Raw genomic sequence first — 20,809 nt, forward strand, 5'->3', positions numbered from 1 at the left:
TTGCCGATCACGAGGAACCTTAATGAGCAACGCTATTGCCGAACAACTTACCGAACGTTTTTTCCGTTATCTGGCGGTCACCAGCCAAAGTGATGCCGCGGCCACTACACTGCCCACCACGGCGGGTCAGCATGATATGGCGCAACTGTTAGCCACTGAGCTGCGTCAGCTTGGGCTGGAGGACGTGCTGGTCGACGAACACGCCACCGTCACCGCCCGCAAGCCCGGCAATCAGCCCGGCGCGCCACGCATCGGTTTTATCACCCATATTGATACCGTTGACGTAGGTTTGGCCGCCGAGATCCACCCACAGCGCCTGCGCTTTACCGGCGAAGATCTGTGCCTGAACGCTGAGCAGGATATCTGGCTGCGCACCACCGAGCACCCGGAAATTCTGGCTTATCCTAATGAAGAGATTATTTTCAGCGATGGCACCAGCGTGCTCGGTGCCGACAATAAAGCGGCGGTGACCGTGGTGATGACGCTGCTGGCGAATCTGAGCGCTACCGATCGCCACGGCGATATCGTGGTGGCTTTCGTGCCGGACGAAGAAGTCGGCCTGCGCGGGGCTAAAGCGCTGGATCTGGCGCGCTTTGACGTTGATTTCGCCTATACCATCGACTGCTGCGAACTGGGCGAAGTGGTGTATGAAAACTTCAACGCCGCCGGGGCGGAAATCCGCATTGAGGGCGTGACGGCGCACCCGATGTCGGCAAAAAACGTGCTGATTAACCCAATCCGCATCGCCACCGATATCATCAACCAGTTTGATATTCAGGATACGCCAGAGCACACCGAAGGGCGCGAAGGTTATTTCTGGTTCAACGATATGGTGGCTAATTCGAATAATGCCACGCTGAAAGTGTCGATCCGCGATTTTGATCTGGCCGCCTTCAACCAGCGTAAGGCGCGTTTGCAAGAAGTGGTGCAGCAGGTGGCAGCCAACTATCCGCGCGCCAAGGTCAGTTGCACGGTGCAGGATATTTACAGCAATATCAGCAACTCCATCGGCGAGGACAAACGCGCCATCGAGCTGATTTTTGGTGCACTGGCCGCCCATGGCATTACGCCGAAAGTGATCCCAATGCGCGGTGGTACCGACGGTGCGGCGCTTTCCAGCCGTGGCCTGATCACGCCGAACTACTTTACCGGCGCGCACAACTTCCATTCGCGCTTCGAGTTCCTGCCAATCAGCTCCTTTGTGAAGTCTTATCAGGTTACCCGCAGCATCTGCCTGCTGGCCGCACGCGGTTAACCCTCAAGCCGCGGGGCCACCCGCGGCGTCACAACAGTAACCAGCCGACCAACGCCGCCCATGCCAGAAACGGCAGCGAATAATAATGGAAACGCAGCCAGATCCGCCGATCCCCCGCCATACGCAGCGCAATCAGGTTGGCCAAGGAACCGATCGCCAACCCGAAGCCCCCGGCGTTCACCGCGTAGGCCACCAAGGCGCTGGAAGGCACATAGTTGAGCAGCAAAATGGTGGCGGGCACATTACTGATGATTTGTGACAGGCCAATGCCCAACGCATAGACTGCCCCCTCTGGCAGCGCGGCGATGTGGTTAAACCACGGCTGCATCACCGGCAACCGGGTGAACAACCCGACATCGATAAACATGGCGATAAATACAAAAATCAGGCTCCAATCGATTTGCAGCAGTACCCGCCGGGCCAACAGCAGGAAACCGACAAACACCGCCAACAGCCCGTAAAGCGGTAGCGCAAAATCCAGACAGGCCAGGAACACCCCATACAACCCCACACAACTGAGCAACAGGTGCTTTTGGTAAGGGTAACTCTGGGCTTGGGCCTTTTTAACAATATCGCGCGCCGGGAAACTGAACCAGGTCACCACCAGCAAGCTGAGCATCATCACCGCGCCGAAAGGAGCCATCTGGCCGATAAACCCGAGGAATGACAGTGATGACTTGCTCCACAGCAGGATGTTTTGCGGATTGCCGATCGGCGTCAGCAATGAACCCGCATTCACCGCCAACGCCTGGAAGATAATCAGCCGATTAACCGGCAACGAAGAGAGTTTTTTCAGCGTGATGGTCAGGGGAATCACGATAAACAGCGCCACATCGTTGGTCAGAAATGATGACAGCAACGCGGCGGAAAACACCAGAAACAGCGCCAACCAGCGCTCACTGCGCAGCCTGTTGACGATCTGGCGGCCAATAAAATCGAAATAGCCGCTCACCTCCACGCCCTTGGTCAGCAGCATTAGACCTAGCAGAGTGATAATGGTGCGCCAGTCGATAAACTGCACCAGCGGCTGCGGTTTGATAGCAAACAGCACTACGCCGATCAGCAGCAACGCGTGCAAAAAGCGATCGTAAAGAAACGGCCTCAACAGGCGGGTTACAGCATTTGAACTCATATTTTTCGCTTATCAAAACAGCCAGAATGCAGGCCAAAGACGTTAGCCGAAGCGCGCAAATTACGCCACTTAAAAAGCTTTTCATTTGCCATGCTTTGTTCTATATCCATCATCTCTATTTACTTTTAAGGATCCGCCCATGACTTTTGCCAACCGGTTACTGCTGGCCGCAGCACTCACCCTGCTTGCCGCCTGTAATGACACCGAGACACGCCCGCAAATCGACCTTGAAGGCAAAACCATGGGCACCTTCTACAGCGTGAAGATCAGTGGCGATCTTGATGAGAATAAACAGCAGTTGCAGCAGGAGATCGATGCCCTGCTGGAACAGGCCAACGACGATATCTCCACCTATCGCCCGAATTCGGTGTTATCCCGTTTCAACCAGAATCACAGAAGTGAACCGCAACCCATTCCACGCGGCATGGCCGATATCATTCTGATGGCCCAGCGGATTGGCCGCGATACCGGTGGCGCGATGGATATCACCGTCGGCCCGCTGGTGAACCTGTGGGGCTTCGGCCCGGATAAGCGTGCGGTGAAAGCCCCACAGCAGCAGCAAATCGAGGCGGCCAAACGCAATACGGGTCTGCAACACCTGAAACTGCTTAGCGATAACCGTGGTGAATGGCTACAGAAAGAGTTGCCGGAGATGTATGTCGATCTCTCTACGCTGGGGGAAGGTTATGGCGTGGATCAGTTGGTACGCCTGATGGCGCGTAAGGGCATTACCAACTATCTGGTGTCAGTGGGCGGTGCGGTGTCCTCACGCGGCGTCAACGGTCAGGGCAAGCCTTGGCGCGTCGCCATTCAGAAACCCACCGATCGTGAGAACGCGGTACAGGCCATGGTCGATCTACAAGGTTATGGCATCAGCACCTCGGGCAGTTACCGTAACTATTTCGAACAGGACGGGCAACGTTATTCCCATGTGATCGATCCCACCAGCGGCCGCCCGATTAATCACCGGCTGGTTTCCGCCACGGTGATCGCCCCCACGGCGCTGGAAGCCGACGGTTGGGATACCGGGTTGATGGTTTTGGGCACGGAAAAAGCACTGAAACTGGCAGAAGAGCAAGGGCTGGCGGTGTACTTGATCAGCAAGACCGATGACGGTTTCAGCGCGGTAATGACGCCACAATTTAAGGCGTTTTTGGTGCAGTAATCTCAAAGCTGTAGAGTCACATCTTGATGCCGCTTCTATACATTTCAAACCACTCAATCAGTGAGATGAGCACGGATGCTGATGCCATTGAAGGTGCCGAACGGAGACACGGCGCATAGGCGAAATGCGCTGTGGCGGAGTGAGGGAAGTCGCGCAGCGACCGCCTGATATGGCAAGGGCCGGGGTGCAGGGGGCTGGCTCTTGAGCCCCCTGCTCGGGCGCGTTAATCCTGTTTTAAAATAAACACAAAATATTTAGCGCACGAAATAACCCCCTGCACTCCCCTAACGCTTCCTATGCAACAACAAATACACCGCCGGGATCACCAGCATCGACAACAGCGGCGCGCTCACCATCCCGCCAATCATCGGTGCGGCAATCCGCTGCATCACCTCCGAACCCGCACCGCCGCCCCACATGATCGGCAGCAAGCCGGCCATAATGGTGGCTACCGTCATTACCTTTGGCCGGACGCGTAACACCGCCCCCTCGCTGATAGCCACCATCAGTTGCTGCTGGCTTAACGGCTCGCCGGGCTGACGATGTTTGGCCAGCGCCTGATTGAGATACAGCACCATAATGACGCCAAACTCCGCCGCGACGCCCGCCAGAGCGATAAACCCCACCGCACCGGCCACCGACAGGTTGTAATTGAGCAGGAACAGCAGCCATACCCCGCCGATCAGCGCAAACGGCAGCGTTGCCATGATCAGCAACGCATCACGCACGCTGTTGAAGGTGACAAACAGCAGCACGAAGATAATCCCGAGCGTCACCGGCAGCACGATTTTCAACTGGGCGCTGGCACGCTCTAAATACTCGAACTGCCCAGACCAACTGACAGAAACCCCGGCAGGCAAGGTCACCTGCTGAGCAACCGCCCGCTGCATCTCTTCCACCGCCGACTTTAGGTCACGCCCACGCAGATCGACATAGATCCAGTCAGAAAGCCGGGCGTTTTCACTTTTCAGCATCGGTGGGCCTTCGGTTAACCGAATATCCGCCAGTTCTGCCAGCGGCACCTGACTGCCCGCCGCAGTCACCACCGGCAGTTCACGCAAGGCCTGCAACGAATCACGGATCTCGCGCGGGTAACGGACGTTGATCGGGTAACGCGCACGCCCTTCGATGGTTTCACCGATGTTCTCACCCCCCACCAGCGTCGCCACGATCGATTGCAGCTCTTTAACCGAAACGCCATAACGCGCCGCGCGCTGGCGATCGATATCAATATCCACATAGCGCCCACCGGCAATGCGCTCCGCCAACGCCGACGTCACCCCCGGAACCTGCTTCACCACCTGTTCGATCTGGTTGGATGCGCGCTCGATATCGGCAATATTGCTGCCGTTAACCTTGATGCCGACCGGGCTTTTGATGCCAGTTGCCAGCATATCCAGCCGGTTGCGGATCGGCGGCACCCAGACGTTGGCAATGCCCGGCACCTTCACCACGCCGTCCAGCTCAGCCACCAGTTTGTCCATGGTCATGCCGGGTCGCCACTGTTCACGTGGTTTAAAGCGAATGGTGGTTTCCAGCATGGTCAACGGTGCCGGATCGGTGGCGGTTTCTGCCCTGCCAGCCTTGCCAAACACCGTATCCACCTCTGGTACGGTTTTGATCAAGCGATCGGTCAACTGCAACAAGCGCGACGCTTCGCGGGCAGAAATACCCGGCAAAGTGGAGGGCATATACAGCAGATCCCCTTCATCCAACGGCGGCATAAATTCACTGCCCAAACGGCTGAGTGGGTATAGGGTCAGTACCAGCAGCGCGGCGGATATCCCCAGCGTGGTTTTTGGCCGTGCCAGCACCGCCGCCAACAACGGCTGATACAGGCGGATCAGCCAGCGGTTAAGCGGGTTGGCGTGCTCGTCTGGAATACGTCCACGGATAAAATACCCCATTAACACTGGCACCAAGGTGATCCCCAACCCGGCGGAGACCGCCATGGCGTAAGTTTTGGTGAAAGCTAATGGTGCAAACATCCGCCCTTCCTGCGCCTGCAACGAGAACACCGGGATAAATGACAGGGTAATGATCAGCAAACTGCAGAACAACGCCGGGCCAACCTCCACCGCTGCCTGTTCGGAGATACGCCAATAATCCTGCGAGGTAGGCTGTTGGCCAGGATGGCGCTGTCGCCACTGCTCCAGCACTTTATGCATGTTCTCGATCATCACAATCGCCGCATCCACCATTGCACCAATGGCGATCGCAATCCCCCCCAGCGACATGATGTTGGCATTGACGCCCTGATAGTGCATCACCACAAACGCCCCGAGGATCCCCAGCGGCAAAGTGACGATCGCCACCAATGCCGAGCGGAAATGCGACAGAAACAGCGTGCAGACCACCGCCACTACCAGAAACTCTTCCAGCAGCTTGAACGACAGCGTGTCGATAGCGTTTTCAATCAGTTGGGAACGGTCATAAACCGGCACAATCTCCACGCCCGGCGGCAACGTTTGCTGGATCTGCTGCAACTTGACCTTCAGCGCCTTGATGGTTTCCAGCGCATTTTTGCCGTAACGCATCACCACAATGCCACCGGCCACTTCGCCTTCACCGTTCAGTTCCGCAATACCACGGCGCATTTCCGGCCCTTCGCGCATCGTTGCCACCTGAGCGAGCAGGATCGGCACGCCGTCGCGCGCGGTAATCACCACGTTGTTGAAGTCATCAAGCTTTTTCAGATAGCCGGAGGTGCGCACCATATACTCCGCTTCACCCATCTCCAGCAACGCCCCGCCGCCTTCCTGATTGGCATCCTGAATCGCACTGACCACCTGCTGATGCGTAATGTTCAACGCCCGCATACTCTCTGGGTTCAGCACCACCTGATACTGACGAACCATGCCGCCAACGCTGGCCACCTCGGCCACATTAGGGACGGTTTTCAGTTCGAACTTCAGCGTCCAATCCTGCAAGGCGCGCAGGTCTGCCAGGCTGTGTTTACCGCTTTTATCGACCAGCGCATATTCATAGATCCAACCCACACCGGTGGCATCTGGCCCCAACGCCACTTTCGCCTGCGCGGGTAAAGAGGATTGCACCTGACTCAGTGACTCCAACACTCGCGAACGCGCCCAGTAAGGATCGGTGCCGTCTTCAAACAGAATGTAAATGTAGGCATCACCAAACATCGAGAAACCGCGTACCGTGGTGGCACCCGGCACCGTCAGCATGGTGGTGGTCAGCGGGTAAGTCACCTGATCCTCAATCACCTGCGGTGCTTTCCCCGGATAAGTAACGCGCACGATCACCTGCACATCGGAAAGATCGGGCAGTGCATCCAGCGGAGCCTTCTGCAATGCCCAAATCCCCCACGCGGCCAGCAGTATTGAGGCCAGCAGCACCAGCAGGCGATTGCGTATCGACCAACGGATCACCGAGGCAATCATGGGTGACCTCCGTGCTCTTTGGCTTGCGGCAGGATTTGGCTGATGTGTGAGCCGTTGTCATCCACGCTGAAGTGGATCATCACATTGCTGCCGATGCCGATCCCGGCAGGTAACCCGCCTTTCGGCAGGGTGAAATCCATGGTCATCGCGGGCCACTGCAATTCCGGCACCGGTGCGTGCGATAACGTGATGTTATCGCCGTCCAGCGCCTCAACCACCGCCTGCGCCTGATACTGTTTCACCGCTGGCTCCCCGGCCAACTGCGGCAGGGCGCTGCGCATGCTGGCTTCTGAATCAATCAGGAACTGACCAGAGGTCACCACTTGTTGCCCAGCTTGCAGCCCCTGTTTGATCTCCACCCAGCCGCTTTGCGCCAGCCCGGCCACCACCTCAACCGGAGTGAAATGGCCGTTGCCTGCCGCCACCAGCACCCGGTTACGATCGCCGTTGCCGATCAGCGCTTCCTGTGGGATCGCCAGCACCGGTTTGGCCCCGGCGTTTGCCGCCAGCGACACTTGCAGATACATGCCCGGTTTCAGCCGCTGTTGTGGGTTTTGCAGCACGATGCGCGCCTTGAAGGTGCGCGTTAGTGGATCAACATTCGGCAGCAGTTCGCTCACCTCGCCGCTGAAGCGTTCCCCCGGCCAACTGGCAGAACTGGCCTGCACCGCATCCCCCACCCGCAACAAACCGGCCTGCGCCTGCGGATAATCAATCACTACCCACACCGGATCGAGGCTCGCCAGCTCAAACAGCCCTTGCGTAGCCACAACCTGCGCACCTTCACGCACATCCAGTTTGTTGATAAACCCACTTTCCGGCGCGCTGACGGTAATGCGCGTTTGCGGTTTGCCACTGCGTTCTACCTGGTGAATAATCGCTTCCGGCATAAATTGCAGTGCCAAACGCTGACGGGCGGCCGCGGTCAGCGCACTATCCCCCAGCGTGCGGATCGCTAAGTATTCCTGCTGCGCCGCCCCCCAATCCGGGATCCACAGTTGCGCCAGCGCTTCACCCTTTTTGACCTGTTGCTGGCTGGCACGCACATACAGTTTCTCTACCAGGCCGCTGGCACGTGCGGCGATCACCTGCACGCTGCGCTCGTAGGTCGCCACGCTGCCGTAAGCGTTGATCTGCACCTTCAGCTCACGCAACTGTGCGGCTGCGGTACGTACCCCGAGGTTTTGCTGCTGGCGCGCACTGATGGTGACGCCTCCATCCTGTTCCTGCTCATCGGCATAGCGCGCCACCAGTTCCATATCCATAAAGGGGGATTTACCCGGTTTATCAAACCGCTGGCCGGGCACCATCGGATCGTACCAGTACAGCACCTGCCGTTCGGCGGAGGGTTTAGCTACCGCCGGTTGCTGATTGGCAAACCAATAACCGGCCATTCCGCCTGCCACCAACGCTGCCAACAGCGCCAAGCTAAAACGCATGTTCATTGTGCTATCTCCTGCGGAGTAAGGTAGCGGATCGCGGCCCACAATTGCGCCAACTCGCGTGCTGCTTTACCGGCAGCAAGACGGCTGTCGAGCAATGCCCGGCGCGCCTCCAGCACCGACGAAAGTTCGCTTTTGCCACTGCGGTATTGCGCCAGTTGCAGCGCCACTCGCTGTTGTTGCAACGGAATGGCCTGTTGCTGCTGGCGCTGCCATTGGGCCTGCACCGCCTGATATTGAGCCAGCAGCGTATCGAGCTGCGTCTGATGATCGCGGATCAGCAACGTCAGTTGATCGTTGGCTTCCATGGCGCGGGAGAGATCGGCGGCATGATCTTTGTCTTGCCGCTGTGAGCGGAACACTGGCAGATCGACGGTGAACATCACCCCGGCCAAATCCTCATAGCCATCGGCCCGTTTGCCGTAATACACCTCAACCCCCACGTCTGGGATCGCGGCGATTTCCGACTGGGCCGAACGGGCTTTCGCCACGTCGGCTTCGCGGCTGGCCTGTACCACTTCCGGGTGCTGTTTGATCGCCTGTTGCAACAGGTGGTTTTCCGCCGGTAAGCGTTCAAAGTGCGGCAACACGCCGCCAGTGCTGGCTTCAGGCTGGCCGGTTAACTGCGTCAGGCGGGCCTGTGCGATAGCAACATCACGCTCTGCTTCACTAAGCCGATCCTGCATCGCCAACAAGGTCAAACGCGCGTCGATCACGTTAGTGGCGGGTGAACTGCCGCTGGCTACGCCGCTATGCTGCGCGGCGATCTGGCGTTCGCTCTCTTTGACCAGCGTTTGGCTATCCTTCAGCGTTTGCTGGCTTAACGCCAACTCCAGCCACGCCTGCGCGGTTTGTTGTTGCAAGCGAGCACGGATGGCGGCGCTGCCCGCCGCGGTTTTACTCGCCTCGGCGCGCAGCGTATCTGCTTTGCGCTGGCGTTTACTGCTGCTGACGTAATCCTGCATGATGCCAACCCGCTCCATGGTCATGCCCTCGCGGGTCAAACGCCGGGCGTTGTTACCTTGCACCGGCACGTTCTCAATCCCGACCTTTAATTTGGGATCGGGTAATTGCATCGCCGAATCGGCCATGTTCTGCAAGGCATTCACCTGATGCTGGTTGGCAGAAAGCTCGGCCGAGTAGCGCTCGGCCGCGGCCAGTGATTGCTCCAGCGTCAATGCGGCAGCCTGCATATTCCCCGTATAACAGGCGAGCAGCAGCCAACCCACCTGCAATGGGTGAGAAAGTAATTTGGACATAGTGCCCCCGTTATTGTTGGCTGGCGCTGATGGCCGTCAGTTGATAACCACCGTCAACCTGACGGAAGCTGAAATCAACCTGGGCTCCTGCGGCCAACGGCTTAAACGGCGGTTGGGGCTGAAGAAAATTCATGGTCATTGGCGGCCAACTCAAGGCCGGGATCGCCGGATGAGCGAGCAACACCTTCATATCGCTCCAGGTTTTAACGACACCTGTAGAGTGATAGACGGTGGCCTCTGCGGGTGCAGCATGTTGATGATGTTGCATTTGCTCAGCAACGGCGGCAGAAGAGAAAAACAGAGAAATGAAAACAGCAGCAAATAAGTTACGCATAAAGAAAGCTCCGTGGAATAGTCAATAAACAACACGAGTTACCGTCTTGGACGGCAAAGCGGAGGGTTTGGCTATTCACGGAACCGGCAGAACACGATCTCTGCCGGAGGGCCTGCTATTGGAGGGGTTTGCCAATCAGCGCGAGAGAATTGCACCTGCTGGGTGGGTGCTGCCACCAGCAGTTCGCCGCTGGCAGGCAAGATCGCTGCCAAGGCTAAACTGCCGTGATCCTGCTGCATCGGATCGGGAATGCAATGTTGCTCACACAGCGGCCCTTCGGCCTGCATATTGTCCATCGCCGGCTCGCTGGCCTGCATGTGCATCATATGCTGCGCTGCTGGTGCTTCGGCAGCGAATTGCAGATTACAGCCGTGGCTGGCGATAGCCAGTTGACTGTTTAACAACAGCCAGCAGACGGCCAATAGCCATACGCCTGCCCGTTTCTTCGCGAAGCGTAGCCGATGCATGGATAAAGAGATGGACGCCAAAGCCGACATACCACGATTCCAAATGGGTAAACTTCGCCGAGTATATCGGCAGAAAATCACCACAGGAATAAAATTTACACCTGCTGACAAAGCGACCCAAGAACTTTCCTGCCAGCCAAAAATACTTTGATTTCAGTCAACTAAGTGGATTGCAGGCACAAAAAAATCGGGCACGTTTTAGCGTGCCCGATTTTTGAAACTTCGCAGCGAAAAACTTATTTTTGCAGCTTGCGCATCACCAGCGTCGCGTTGGTGCCACCAAAGCCGAAGCTGTTGGACATCACGGTGGTCAATTCACGTTGGGTTGGCTCAGTGACGATATTCATGCCCGCCGCCTTCTCATCGAGGTTATCGATGTTGATGCTTGGCGCAATAAAGCTATGCTCAACCATTAGCAGGCTGTAGATCGCTTCCTGCACGCCCGCCGCACCCAGTGAGTGGCCGGTCATAGCTTTAGTGGAAGAGATCGCCGGGGTGTTATCACCGAACACTTCACGGATCGCACCCAGTTCTTTCACATCGCCAACCGGCGTAGAAGTACCGTGTACGTTCATATAATCGATAGGGGTATCAACGCCTTGCAGTGCCATTTTCATACAGCGCACTGCGCCTTCGCCTGATGGTGCCACCATGTCGGCACCGTCGGAGGTTGCGCCATAGCCGATGATTTCCGCATAAATATGGGCACCGCGAGCCAGCGCGTGCTCCAGCTCTTCAACCACCACCATACCGCCGCCACCGGCGATAACGAAGCCGTCGCGCGCTGCATCGTAAGTACGGGAGGCTTTTTCTGGCGTGTCGTTGTAGCTGGTGGAAAGCGCGCCCATTGCGTCGAACTCACAGGCCATTTCCCAGCACAGTTCTTCACCGCCACCGGCAAATACTACGTCCTGTTTGCCCAGTTGGATCAGTTCCATCGCGTGGCCGATACAGTGTGCAGAGGTTGCGCAGGCAGAACTGATGGAATAGTTCACACCACGAATTTTGAATGGCGTGGCCAAGCAGGCAGAAACGCCGGAAGCCATCGCCTTGGTCACCATATAAGGGCCGACGCCGCGCAGACCTTTGGCACGCATGCCGTCGGAACCTGCAACCTGGTTACGCGGAGAACCGCCACCAGAACCAACTACCAGGCCGGTACGATCGTTGGAAACCTGATCGGCTGCCAGACCGGAGTCTTTGATCGCCTGTTCCATGGAAAGATAGGCATAAACTGACGCATCACTCATGAAGCGCATCACTTTACGGTCGATCAGACCGGTGGTGTCCAGTTTAACATTGCCCCATACGTGACTACGCATGCCGGAATCTTTCAGCTCCTGAGAGAAGGTGATCCCTGAGCGTCCTTCTTGCAGGCTTGCCAGGACCTCCTGCTGGTTGTTACCAATGCTGGAGACGATTCCCAGGCCAGTAATCACTGCACGTTTCATTCAATACCTCTTCCACAATTTTACATTCGGGATTTTGCATCGCACTTTAGCGTACAGATGTACGCCGAACAAGTCCGATCAGAATGATTCTGTATTATATCTATCCGGTTTGCACCACAAGAGCACCGCCGCTAAAATCGTGCCACCCCTTGAATTACGAGCAATAAACCGTGAGCCATACCCCCATCCAAACCGCAGCGTTAAGCTGGAATGAACAGGGTACACCTGTTTCGAAACAGTTTGATGACGTCTATTTTTCTAATCAGGATGGGCTGGAGGAAACCCGCTACGTATTTCTTAACGGCAACCGGTTACCACAGCGTTTTAATCAGCATAGGCGCCCGCTGTTTATTGTGGCGGAAACCGGCTTCGGCACCGGGCTGAATTTTCTTACCCTATGGCAGGCTTTCGCCCATTTTCGCGCAGAATCCCCTGACGCGGCGTTACAGCGCCTGCACTTTATCAGCTTCGAAAAATTCCCGTTACAGTTAGCCGATCTCGCTGCGGCTCACGCACAGTGGCCAGAATTGGCCGCCTATGCCAGCGAACTGCGGGCCCAGTGGCCGCTACCCTTGCCGGGCTGCCACCGCCTGCTGCTGGCCGAAGGGTGCATCACGCTCGATCTGTGGTTCGGCGACGTCAACGAGCTGTTGCCGCATTTCGATGCTAGCATGGATAACCAAATCGACGCCTGGCTCCTTGATGGCTTCGCGCCATCGAAAAACCCCGATATGTGGAGCGAACTCCTGTTTGCAGCGATGGCGCGTTTTGCCCGCCCGGAAGGCAGTTTTGCCACCTTCACCGCGGCAGGATTTGTGCGCCGTGGCTTGCAGCAGGCCGGTTTTACCGTCGCCAAATGCAAAGGCTTTGGCCAGAAACGCGAAATGCTGACCGGCACTTTACCCGCAGAAACGCCGCCCGCCCCCCACCCGCAGCCGTGGTTTCTGCGCCCGGCGGCTCAACATACCGATGATGTGGCGATTATCGGCGGCGGCGTTGCCAGTGCGCTCACCGCGCTGGCCCTGTTGCGGCGCGGTGCCAAGGTCACGCTGTATTGCGCCGATGCACAACCGGCAGAAGGAGCCTCTGGCAACCGCCAAGGTGCGCTTTATCCCCTGCTGAATGGCCGGGGCGATGCGCTGGAAGGCTTCTTCAGCGCCGCCTTCCCTTTCGCCCGCCGTCAGTACGATGCCTTGCTGCAACAAGGGGTTGAGTTCGATCATCAGTGGTGTGGCGTCAGCCAACTGGCCTATGACGAAAAAAGTGCCGGGAAAATTGCCAAGATCCTGGCCGTTAGCTGGCCACCCACGCTGGCGCAAGCGGCCGATCGCGGCACGCTCAGCGAATTATGCGGCATCGATACCGGCTTTGGCGGCATCCGTTACCCGATGGGCGGTTGGCTATGCCCTGCTGCTCTGACTCGCGCCGCACTGGCTTTGGCTCAGCAACAAGGCTTGGTTTGCCATTATCAACATAGGCTCACTGACCTACAGCGTACCGATGATCACTGGCAACTGCGGTTCGCCACGGGGCACACCAGCGAACACGCCACGGTGATCCTGGCAAACGGCCATCAGTTACCCACACTGGCACAAAGTGCAATGCTGCCGGTAACGGCGGTGCGCGGCCAGGTTTCACATATTCCTACCACGCCAGCGCTGAGCAGGTTGAAACAGGTGCTGTGTTACGACGGTTATCTGACGCCGGTCAACCCAGCCAACCAGCAGCACTGCATTGGTGCCAGCTATCAGCGTGGAGAAGCCAGCACGGAATATCGTGAGAGCGAACAGCAGGACAACCGCGCGCGTTTGCTGCGTTGCCTACCGGACCAAACCTGGCCGCAGCAGGTGGATATCAGTGACCAGCAGGCGCGCTGTGGCGTGCGCAGTGCCACTCGTGACCATATGCCAATGGTGGGGGCACTGCCGGATTATGCCGCCACGTTGGCGCAGTACGCGGATTTACAACAGCAACGCCTGCGCGGGGCGGCCATTGCCGATGCACCGGTCTATCCGGGGCTGTTCATCATTGGCGCATTGGGATCGCGTGGCCTGTGTTCAGCCCCATTGGCGGCAGAAATTCTGGCGGCACAGCTGTTTGGCGAACCGCTGCCAGGTGATGCTGAAATGCTGGCGGCGCTGAACCCGAATCGCCTGTGGGTCAGGAAGTTGCTGAAAGGGCGTGCGGTTTAACGCTGGGAAAGCGGGTTCAGCACGCTGAACCCTATAAATTACGCAGTGGGAAGTGCTGCCTGATACAGCCTTTCCCACATGCCCAGCACCAATACTTGGTCTGGCGGGGAAAGCTCACCGGCGGCAATGGCTTTATCCAGGCTGCTCTGCACCCAGACTTTGAGCTGTGCGGCGCTATGTTCGTCGTGCGCTTCGGCTTCAGCCACCGCCAGCGTGAGATGACCGCGCAGGTAGCCACCGGCAAACAGTTCATCATCGCTGGCGTGTTCTACCATGTCATCAATCAGCGCCAGAATGCGCGCTTCGAATTCTTCGATCATCAAACGTCCTCATTAAAAAACAGGCGTTGCCTCAGAGATCTTCCGGGTAAGGGAAATGCTCAGCCGCCAGCGGAGGCGTATTGTAAAACGATTGTAGCGCCTGAATAAAGCGTGCAGGTCTTGTGGGTATTCCCTGTTCCAACAGTTCCAGTACGCGGGTACGCACTTTGCGCTGGAATGTGATGCGATCCGGTTCGCAATCCCCGTTGAGATTGTCGCAACTGACGTTGAACGGGAAACCGGCGGCGACACAGAACATCCACTCCAGTGCCTGTGGATTGATCTCGACCGCTTCGAATGCGCTTTGCGTCTTGGCATCGCGCCCGTCCGGGCAATACCAGTAGCCAAAATCCACCAGTTTGCGGCGCTCAGCACCGGCAATGCACCAGTGGGAGATTTCATGCATTCCGCTGGCATAGTAACCATGGGCAAAAACGATGCGGTTGTACGGCAGCGCTTCATCGGCCGGCAGATAGATCGGCTCATCATCGCCTTTTACCAGGCGAGTATTGTAATCATCGCTGAAGCACTGGTTAAAAACTTCAATCAGTTGTGAATATTGATGGGTGTCTGGCATAAAAAAACTCAAATAACCACAAAATTAAGGTGGCAATTATACCTGATATCTTGCCGCGTGCCGCCCTTTGGACTGTTAAAAATGCAACGCCAGCCACTGCTGGATTTCTGCACCGTGATTGTCGTACAGCAGCTTGCAGCTCATGATCAGCGAAACTACCACGATCATCGGCCGGATCAGCTTCTGGCCCTTGGTCAGCACCATATGTGCTCCCATACGCGCACCGAGAACCTGGCCGACCAGCATCACCAAACCGATACTCCACACCACTTTACCGCCGATAATAAACAGCACCAGACTGCCCAGATTGGAGGTAAAGTTCAGCACTTTGGCATGGGCAGTGGACTTAGCGAGGTTAAAACCGCACAGCGTGACATAGGCCAATGCGTAAAATGAACCAGCCCCTGGGCCAAAAAAGCCGTCATAGAAGCCGATAGCGCCCCCGGCAATCAGCCCGAAGGGCAAAGCCCCCAAGCGGCGCTGGCGGTCATTCTCCCCCAGCCGTGGCGTTAACAGGAAATAGAGACCGATGCCGATCACCAGCACGGGCAACATCTGGCGCAGCAAATCGGCGCGCATATGCTGCACCAGAATCGCACCAATGACCGAACCGATCAGCGTCAGGAAAATCGTCAGTTTCTGATCGTTAAGATCAACCGCCCGGCGGCGAATAAAGTACAGACTGGCAGAAAACGAGCCGCCTACCGACTGCAGTTTATTGGTGGCCAGCGCCTGTGCTGGCGGAATACCCACGGCCAGCAGGGCGGGTACGGTCAGGAGCCCACCGCCACCGGCGATAGAATCAATAAACCCGGCAAACATTGCCACAAAAAACAGTATCCCGAGTAATTCGGGACCGAGCACCAGCCCTTCCATAGATTGCCTGCTTGAAAAAGTGAAACAATGCCCTACTCAACCGGCCGATTATATCGAGACAATCGGTCAACTGCTTCAGGCTCCTTTGAGCATATCAAACACCACGCGGGCGAACCCTTTGGCAAGTTCCGGGTTAGAAAAATTCAGTGTGCTACGACGACAGGCGATACTGGCTCATCACCACGGTATTTCCCATACGCTTTATATCGCCCCATCACCCGCCCCCTCAGCCATATTTAATAGATAAAATTCATGTAACTTTGCTTGCAACAATTGCTTATCTGGCAATGTGCTCTGGTATTGTGCAATCAATGCAGGTGACAAAGTACGGCTAAGGGCATATTCCACCACTTCATCGTCTTTATTGGCACACAGCAACACGCCAATGGCGGGGTTTTCGTGCGGCTTTTTGTGATCGCGATCCAAGGCTTCCAGGTAAAAGTTGAGTTGTCCTAAATGTGCGGGGCTGAAGCGATCGACTTTAAGCTCTATGGCAACCAACGCATTTAAACCACGATGGAAAAACAGCAGGTCCAGGGCAAAATCTTGTTGCCCGACTTGAACGGGATATTCGCTACCAACAAAACAAAAATCACGCCCGAGCTCTAAGAGAAATTGTTTTAACTTATCCAGTAAACCTAGCTGTAAATCGGCCTCACTGTGCTCTTGTGGCAGATTCAAAAAATCGACGACGTAACTGTCTTTAAAGATACTCAAGGCTTCTGGCTGCGTTTCACTCAGCACGGTTGAGCGTTTTACGGGATTGAGCACCATACGCTCGAATAAGGCGGTGTTGAACTGACGCTCTAGTTCGCGTTTAGTCCATCGCTCTTTGAGTGCCATTTGTAAATAAAACTCACGCTCTTCGGGGTGCTTGCTGCGCCCTAAGATGATCAGATTATGTGTCCATGGCAATTGTCGCACCAGTGGCGCGACAATTGTATTATTTTGATATATATCGTAAAACTGTCGCATGCGGAACAGATTGGAGCGAGTGAAGCCTTTTAGATTGGGTTGCGTCAACGCCAGATGCTGCGCTAGTTGGCTAATGACACCATCCCCCCATTCTGCCGCTTTAACCTTGTGACTAATATAAGCGCCCACTTGCCAATACAATTCTATCAAGGTGGTATTGGCCGCCTGATAGGCATGCTTGCGAGCAGCATCTATTAATTGTACTACTTCGGAAAAGTCGGCAGTGGTGCTTACCACTGCCTCTTTTTTACTCATGAACGTACCTCTTGCAGCAACTTCATCATCTCGTAGATCAACGGCTGGCGAAATGATTATCCAGCAACGCCTGGCAGGAAGGTGGCAACGGAGGTGGTTCTGTCTTGGTCGGGTTGGCATTCGGCTGCTGAGGCTTGAACCAGCTCATCAACTCTTCGCCACAGCCGTCACCTGCCGGTGGTGGAGCCTGATCTTCACATTCCAGACTGCCCGCCGGGCAGCGTAACCGAACATGCATGTGCGCACGATGGGCAAACCACGGGCGCACCTTGTGCAGCCAGTTGCGATCCGCACCCGCATCCTGGCACAGGCGCAGCTTAATCGCCGGGTTAACGAAGATGCGTGTCACTTCGCTATCCTGTGCCGCCGTCTTGATTAAAGATTCAATCTGCGGCTGCCACTGGCTATCGACGACGCGTTTACCATCGGCAGACACCAGATCGATCGGCTGCGGCTTAAGCAGTTGCTGCGCCGTCCAGCGCTGGCGCGGCAGTTGCAGCCAGATGTCAACATCCAGCCCAGACTGATGGCTGGCATGGCCGCTGCTGAAGCGCCCACCGGCAGGCATCCCCATATCGCCAATCAGCACCGTACCCAGCGCTTTCTGGTGCGCCTTATCACTCAGGCGTTGAATAAACGCCAGCAGATCCGGGTGGCCAAAATAGCGTCGCTGATCGGTACGCATCACCTGATAGCTCGGGGAGTTCAATGGCAACGGCTGCGCCCCTACGATACAGCCATTGGAGAAACCGCCAATCGCCTGCGGGCTGCCCGCTACCGGGTGATCAATTTTCTGCCACGGCGTGAGCGCCATGGCTGCCCCTGAAGCCATCAGGGCAACGATGCCTAACATCCATTTATTCATCGAAATTACCAGCGTGGAACGTTAGAAATTACATCACCGTTTTGCGCACGCTGGCGCAGCAGGTGATCCATCAACACAATCGCCATCATCGCTTCGGCGATTGGTACCGCACGGATACCCACACAGGGATCGTGGCGGCCACGGGTGACCATTTCCACCGCTTCACCCTGGCGGTTAATGGTGCGACCCGGCACCATAATGCTGGAGGTCGGTTTCAGCGCCAGATGCGCCACCACCGGCTGACCGCTGCTGATCCCGCCGAGAATGCCACCCGCATGGTTGCTCTGGAAGCCTTCCGGGGTGATTTCATCGCGGTTTTCGCTGCCGCGCTTGGTCACTACGGCAAAACCATCACCGATTTCCACGCCTTTTACTGCGTTGATGCTCATCAGCGCATGCGCCAGATCGGCATCCAGGCGATCAAACACCGGTTCACCCAGGCCCACGGGAACATTTTCCGCTACCACAGTGACTTTGGCACCGATCGAGTCGCCCTCTTTTTTCAGCGCGCGCATCAGTTCGTCCAACGCTTCCAGCTTATCGGGATCCGGGCAGAAGAACGGGTTCTGTTCTACCTGATCCCAATCTCTCAGCTCACAGCTCACATCGCCGATCTGCGCCAGATAACCGCGTACTTGGACGCCAAACTTCTGCGCCAGATACTTTTTGGCAATCGCTCCGGCAGCCACGCGCATCGCGGTTTCACGCGCCGAGGAACGGCCACCGCCGCGGTAGTCGCGCACGCCATATTTCTGCTCGTAGGTGTAATCGGCATGCCCTGGGCGGAACACATCTTTGATCGCACCGTAATCCTGCGAGCGCTGATCGGTGTTTTCAATTATCAGGCCGATGCTGGTACCGGTGGTGACGCCCTCAAATACGCCAGAGAGGATCCGCACCTGATCCGGTTCGCGGCGTTGCGTGGTATAACGTGAAGTACCCGGACGACGACGATCCAGATCGTGCTGCAAATCAGCTTCGGTCAACGGAATGCCCGGTGGCACGCCGTCGACGATACATCCCAGCGCCACACCGTGAGATTCACCAAATGTAGTGACGCGGAAAAACTGCCCAATACTGTTCCCTGCCATCACGGCTCCTTACTATTATTTGTTGGATTAATCAGCTGCGATAGAGACTGAAGTGATCTTTGCAGTCAATCAGTTGCTGTTTGGTGAGCATAAACACGCCGTCACCGCCATTGTCAAACTCCAGCCAGGTGAACGGGATATCTGGATATTGCTCCATCAGATGCACCATGCTGTTACCCACTTCGCAAATCAGCACGCCGTCATCGCTCAGGAAGTCTGGCGCACAGGCCAGGATGCGGCGCACCAGCTTCAGGCCGTCGCTGCCCGCCGCCAGGCCCAATTCCGGCTCAAAGCGGAACTCCTGCGGCAGATCGGACATGTCTTCGGCATCCACATACGGCGGATTGGTGACGATCAGATCGTATTTGATCGCCGGAACGTCACGGAACAGATCGGAGCGGATCGGGATCACCTGATGCTCAACGCCGTGCGCCTGAATGTTGCGTTCGGTCACGGCCAGTACGTCCGCAGAGATATCTACCGCGTCCACTTCCGCTTCTGGGAAAGCATAACCACAGGCGATGGCAATACAGCCGCTGCCGGTACACATGTCCAGAATATAGCGCGGCGGATGCGGGATCAGCGCGTTGAAGCGATTGTCGATCAACTCGCCAATCGGCGAACGTGGCACCAGCACGCGCTCGTCAACATAGAACTCCATGCCGCAGAACCAGGCTTTGTTGGTGAGATAAGCCACCGGAATACGCTCGTTAACCCGGCGGATCACCCGCTCAACGATGCGCTGACGCTCGCTGGACGTCAGGCGTGCGGTACGCATATCTTCAGGGATATCCAACGGCAGGAACAGGCTGGGCAGAACCAATTGCACCGCTTCGTCCCACGGATTATCGGTCCCGTGACCATAGTAGATATTGGCAGCATTGAACCGGCTTACGGCCCAGCGCAGCATATCCTGAATGGTGTGCAGTTCATTCACTGCTTCTTCGACGAAAATTTTGTCCAATTTGCCCTCCAGCAGGCGCGGTAATTCATGATTTAGCGCCACAGTTTGCCATGAAGCCTGCGACAAATCAGCAGCAATAGTGGTGTTAGGCCCTTCTCGTTGGCATTCAGCCGCAGTTTTGCGTCGACAGAACCCTTCGACACGGTAAACTAGGCACGCTCCTACAAATAAACTAAGTATTTCTACCACACCAAAGGTCGTGTAGGGCAATATCCAGAAATGATATCCAGTGAGAGAATAATGAAGAATAAGCACCCACTGAGCAAAGACGAATTGCAGCTCTTCAGGGAGTCAGTAATCGGAGCAAGAAGGCTGCGGCAGGACACCATCGTCCACCCAAAGCCGAAAATGAAAACCCGGCAAATCGCCCCGCAACGCTTGTTGCAGGAGCAGGTCGATGCCAGCTTTTATTTTTCTGACGAGTTTCAGCCACAGTTGGATGATGAAGGGCCAACGCGCTATGTGCGCCCTGGTTATGATCACTATGAATTGAAAAAGCTGCGCCGTGGGGATTATGTGCCGGATCTGTTTCTCGATCTGCACGGCCTGACGCAGTTGCAGGCCAAGCAAGAGTTAGGGGCGATGATCGCCGCCTGCAAACGTGAACACGTTCATTGTGCCTGCGTGATGCACGGCCACGGCAAGCATGTCCTCAAGCAGCAGACTCCTTTGTGGCTGGCGCAACACCCGGACGTGCTGGCATTTCATCAGGCCCCCAAAGAATGGGGTGGCAATGCAGCAGTGCTGCTGTTGATCGAACTGGAAGAGTAGCCAAGCAGAAATGA

At 56.4% G+C, this 20,809-nt stretch carries 18 protein-coding genes; 4 read left to right on the plus strand and 14 right to left on the minus strand.

The window, feature by feature from the left end:
• Positions 1–22: 22 nt before the first annotated feature.
• Positions 23–1,255, plus strand: coding sequence for a peptidase T (gene pepT / locus AC2A1E_RS09305; protein ID WP_484383500.1), 1,233 nt, complete (start codon positions 23–25; stop codon positions 1,253–1,255).
• 28 nt (positions 1,256–1,283) lie between these two features.
• Here the strand turns inward: pepT and AC2A1E_RS09310 are convergent, their stop codons facing one another.
• Positions 1,284–2,387, minus strand: coding sequence for an SLC13 family permease (locus tag AC2A1E_RS09310; RefSeq protein ID WP_484383501.1), 1,104 nt, complete (start codon positions 2,385–2,387; stop codon positions 1,284–1,286).
• A 139-nt stretch (positions 2,388–2,526) separates the two neighbouring features.
• Between AC2A1E_RS09310 and apbE the strand changes: the two genes are divergently transcribed.
• Complete coding sequence (apbE, locus tag AC2A1E_RS09315) at positions 2,527–3,552, plus strand: FAD:protein FMN transferase ApbE (RefSeq protein WP_484383502.1); 1,026 nt, start codon at positions 2,527–2,529, stop codon at positions 3,550–3,552.
• Between the two features lie 284 nt (positions 3,553–3,836).
• On the opposite strand, the gene AC2A1E_RS09320 is transcribed toward apbE, so the two are convergent.
• The 6 genes from AC2A1E_RS09320 to fabB form a co-directional block, all read right to left on the minus strand.
• The gene (locus AC2A1E_RS09320) at positions 3,837–6,956 is read right to left on the minus strand and encodes an efflux RND transporter permease subunit (protein WP_484383503.1); all 3,120 of its coding nucleotides are present in this window, start codon (positions 6,954–6,956) and stop codon (positions 3,837–3,839) included.
• Positions 6,953–8,401, minus strand: coding sequence for an efflux RND transporter periplasmic adaptor subunit (locus tag AC2A1E_RS09325; protein WP_484383504.1), 1,449 nt, complete (start codon positions 8,399–8,401; stop codon positions 6,953–6,955). Before AC2A1E_RS09325 ends, AC2A1E_RS09320 begins: the two co-directional genes overlap by 4 nt.
• The gene (locus AC2A1E_RS09330) at positions 8,398–9,657 is read right to left on the minus strand and encodes a TolC family protein (RefSeq protein ID WP_484383505.1); all 1,260 of its coding nucleotides are present in this window, start codon (positions 9,655–9,657) and stop codon (positions 8,398–8,400) included. The genes AC2A1E_RS09325 and AC2A1E_RS09330 overlap by 4 nt, the downstream gene beginning before the upstream one ends.
• A gap of 10 nt (positions 9,658–9,667) precedes the next feature.
• Positions 9,668–9,991, minus strand: a complete 324-nt coding sequence (locus AC2A1E_RS09335) for a copper-binding protein (RefSeq protein WP_484383506.1) — start codon at positions 9,989–9,991, stop codon at positions 9,668–9,670.
• A gap of 71 nt (positions 9,992–10,062) precedes the next feature.
• On the minus strand, positions 10,063–10,488 hold the full coding sequence (locus AC2A1E_RS09340) for a hypothetical protein (protein WP_484383507.1): 426 nt from the start codon (positions 10,486–10,488) through the stop codon (positions 10,063–10,065).
• Between the two features lie 206 nt (positions 10,489–10,694).
• Complete coding sequence (fabB, locus tag AC2A1E_RS09345) at positions 10,695–11,909, minus strand: beta-ketoacyl-ACP synthase I (protein WP_484383508.1); 1,215 nt, start codon at positions 11,907–11,909, stop codon at positions 10,695–10,697.
• Between the two features lie 170 nt (positions 11,910–12,079).
• Here fabB and mnmC point away from each other — a divergent pair, with 170 nt between their 5' ends.
• Positions 12,080–14,101 (plus strand): bifunctional tRNA (5-methylaminomethyl-2-thiouridine)(34)-methyltransferase MnmC2/FAD-dependent 5-carboxymethylaminomethyl-2-thiouridine(34) oxidoreductase MnmC1, encoded by a 2,022-nt coding sequence (gene mnmC, locus AC2A1E_RS09350; RefSeq protein ID WP_484383509.1) that lies wholly within the window; start codon positions 12,080–12,082, stop codon positions 14,099–14,101.
• 38 nt (positions 14,102–14,139) lie between these two features.
• Here the strand turns inward: mnmC and AC2A1E_RS09355 are convergent, their stop codons facing one another.
• From AC2A1E_RS09355 to prmB, 7 genes are all read right to left on the minus strand, one after another.
• Complete coding sequence (locus tag AC2A1E_RS09355; RefSeq protein WP_484383510.1) at positions 14,140–14,421, minus strand: YfcL family protein; 282 nt, start codon at positions 14,419–14,421, stop codon at positions 14,140–14,142.
• 31 nt (positions 14,422–14,452) lie between these two features.
• The gene (locus AC2A1E_RS09360) at positions 14,453–14,998 is read right to left on the minus strand and encodes an elongation factor P hydroxylase (protein WP_459401952.1); all 546 of its coding nucleotides are present in this window, start codon (positions 14,996–14,998) and stop codon (positions 14,453–14,455) included.
• 75 nt (positions 14,999–15,073) lie between these two features.
• Positions 15,074–15,874 (minus strand): sulfite exporter TauE/SafE family protein, encoded by an 801-nt coding sequence (locus AC2A1E_RS09365; RefSeq protein WP_484383511.1) that lies wholly within the window; start codon positions 15,872–15,874, stop codon positions 15,074–15,076.
• 201 nt (positions 15,875–16,075) lie between these two features.
• On the minus strand, positions 16,076–17,104 hold the full coding sequence (locus AC2A1E_RS09370) for a PDDEXK nuclease domain-containing protein (protein WP_484383512.1): 1,029 nt from the start codon (positions 17,102–17,104) through the stop codon (positions 16,076–16,078).
• Between the two features lie 37 nt (positions 17,105–17,141).
• A complete protein-coding gene (gene mepA / locus AC2A1E_RS09375; protein WP_459401948.1) occupies positions 17,142–17,969 on the minus strand; it encodes a penicillin-insensitive murein endopeptidase in 828 nt (275 codons plus the stop codon).
• Positions 17,970–17,974: 5 nt separating this feature from the next.
• Positions 17,975–19,060 (minus strand): chorismate synthase, encoded by a 1,086-nt coding sequence (aroC, locus tag AC2A1E_RS09380; protein ID WP_484383513.1) that lies wholly within the window; start codon positions 19,058–19,060, stop codon positions 17,975–17,977.
• 31 nt (positions 19,061–19,091) lie between these two features.
• Positions 19,092–20,024 carry a 50S ribosomal protein L3 N(5)-glutamine methyltransferase gene (prmB, locus tag AC2A1E_RS09385; protein ID WP_473191619.1) on the minus strand — a complete coding sequence of 311 codons (933 nt, stop codon included), beginning with the start codon at positions 20,022–20,024 and terminating at the stop codon, positions 19,092–19,094.
• 240 nt (positions 20,025–20,264) lie between these two features.
• Here prmB and smrB point away from each other — a divergent pair, with 240 nt between their 5' ends.
• Complete coding sequence (smrB, locus tag AC2A1E_RS09390; RefSeq protein WP_484383514.1) at positions 20,265–20,795, plus strand: endonuclease SmrB; 531 nt, start codon at positions 20,265–20,267, stop codon at positions 20,793–20,795.
• Positions 20,796–20,809: the final 14 nt, after the last annotated feature.

The sequence above is a fragment of the Serratia sp. HNCC26DJ206 genome (genome assembly GCF_057180605.1).

Coding starts and splice junctions, on each gene's coding strand:
- pepT (WP_484383500.1), top strand. CDS start 23: ATGAGCAACGCTATTGCCGAACAACTTACCGAACGTTTTTTCCGTTAT.
- AC2A1E_RS09310 (WP_484383501.1), bottom strand. CDS start 2,387: ATGAGTTCAAATGCTGTAACCCGCCTGTTGAGGCCGTTTCTTTACGAT.
- apbE (WP_484383502.1), top strand. CDS start 2,527: ATGACTTTTGCCAACCGGTTACTGCTGGCCGCAGCACTCACCCTGCTT.
- AC2A1E_RS09320 (WP_484383503.1), bottom strand. CDS start 6,956: ATGATTGCCTCGGTGATCCGTTGGTCGATACGCAATCGCCTGCTGGTG.
- AC2A1E_RS09325 (WP_484383504.1), bottom strand. CDS start 8,401: ATGAACATGCGTTTTAGCTTGGCGCTGTTGGCAGCGTTGGTGGCAGGC.
- AC2A1E_RS09330 (WP_484383505.1), bottom strand. CDS start 9,657: ATGTCCAAATTACTTTCTCACCCATTGCAGGTGGGTTGGCTGCTGCTC.
- AC2A1E_RS09335 (WP_484383506.1), bottom strand. CDS start 9,991: ATGCGTAACTTATTTGCTGCTGTTTTCATTTCTCTGTTTTTCTCTTCT.
- AC2A1E_RS09340 (WP_484383507.1), bottom strand. CDS start 10,488: ATGTCGGCTTTGGCGTCCATCTCTTTATCCATGCATCGGCTACGCTTC.
- fabB (WP_484383508.1), bottom strand. CDS start 11,909: ATGAAACGTGCAGTGATTACTGGCCTGGGAATCGTCTCCAGCATTGGT.
- AC2A1E_RS09355 (WP_484383510.1), bottom strand. CDS start 14,421: ATGATCGAAGAATTCGAAGCGCGCATTCTGGCGCTGATTGATGACATG.
- AC2A1E_RS09360 (WP_459401952.1), bottom strand. CDS start 14,998: ATGCCAGACACCCATCAATATTCACAACTGATTGAAGTTTTTAACCAG.
- AC2A1E_RS09365 (WP_484383511.1), bottom strand. CDS start 15,874: ATGGAAGGGCTGGTGCTCGGTCCCGAATTACTCGGGATACTGTTTTTT.
- AC2A1E_RS09370 (WP_484383512.1), bottom strand. CDS start 17,104: ATGAGTAAAAAAGAGGCAGTGGTAAGCACCACTGCCGACTTTTCCGAA.
- mepA (WP_459401948.1), bottom strand. CDS start 17,969: ATGAATAAATGGATGTTAGGCATCGTTGCCCTGATGGCTTCAGGGGCA.
- aroC (WP_484383513.1), bottom strand. CDS start 19,060: ATGGCAGGGAACAGTATTGGGCAGTTTTTCCGCGTCACTACATTTGGT.
- smrB (WP_484383514.1), top strand. CDS start 20,265: ATGAAGAATAAGCACCCACTGAGCAAAGACGAATTGCAGCTCTTCAGG.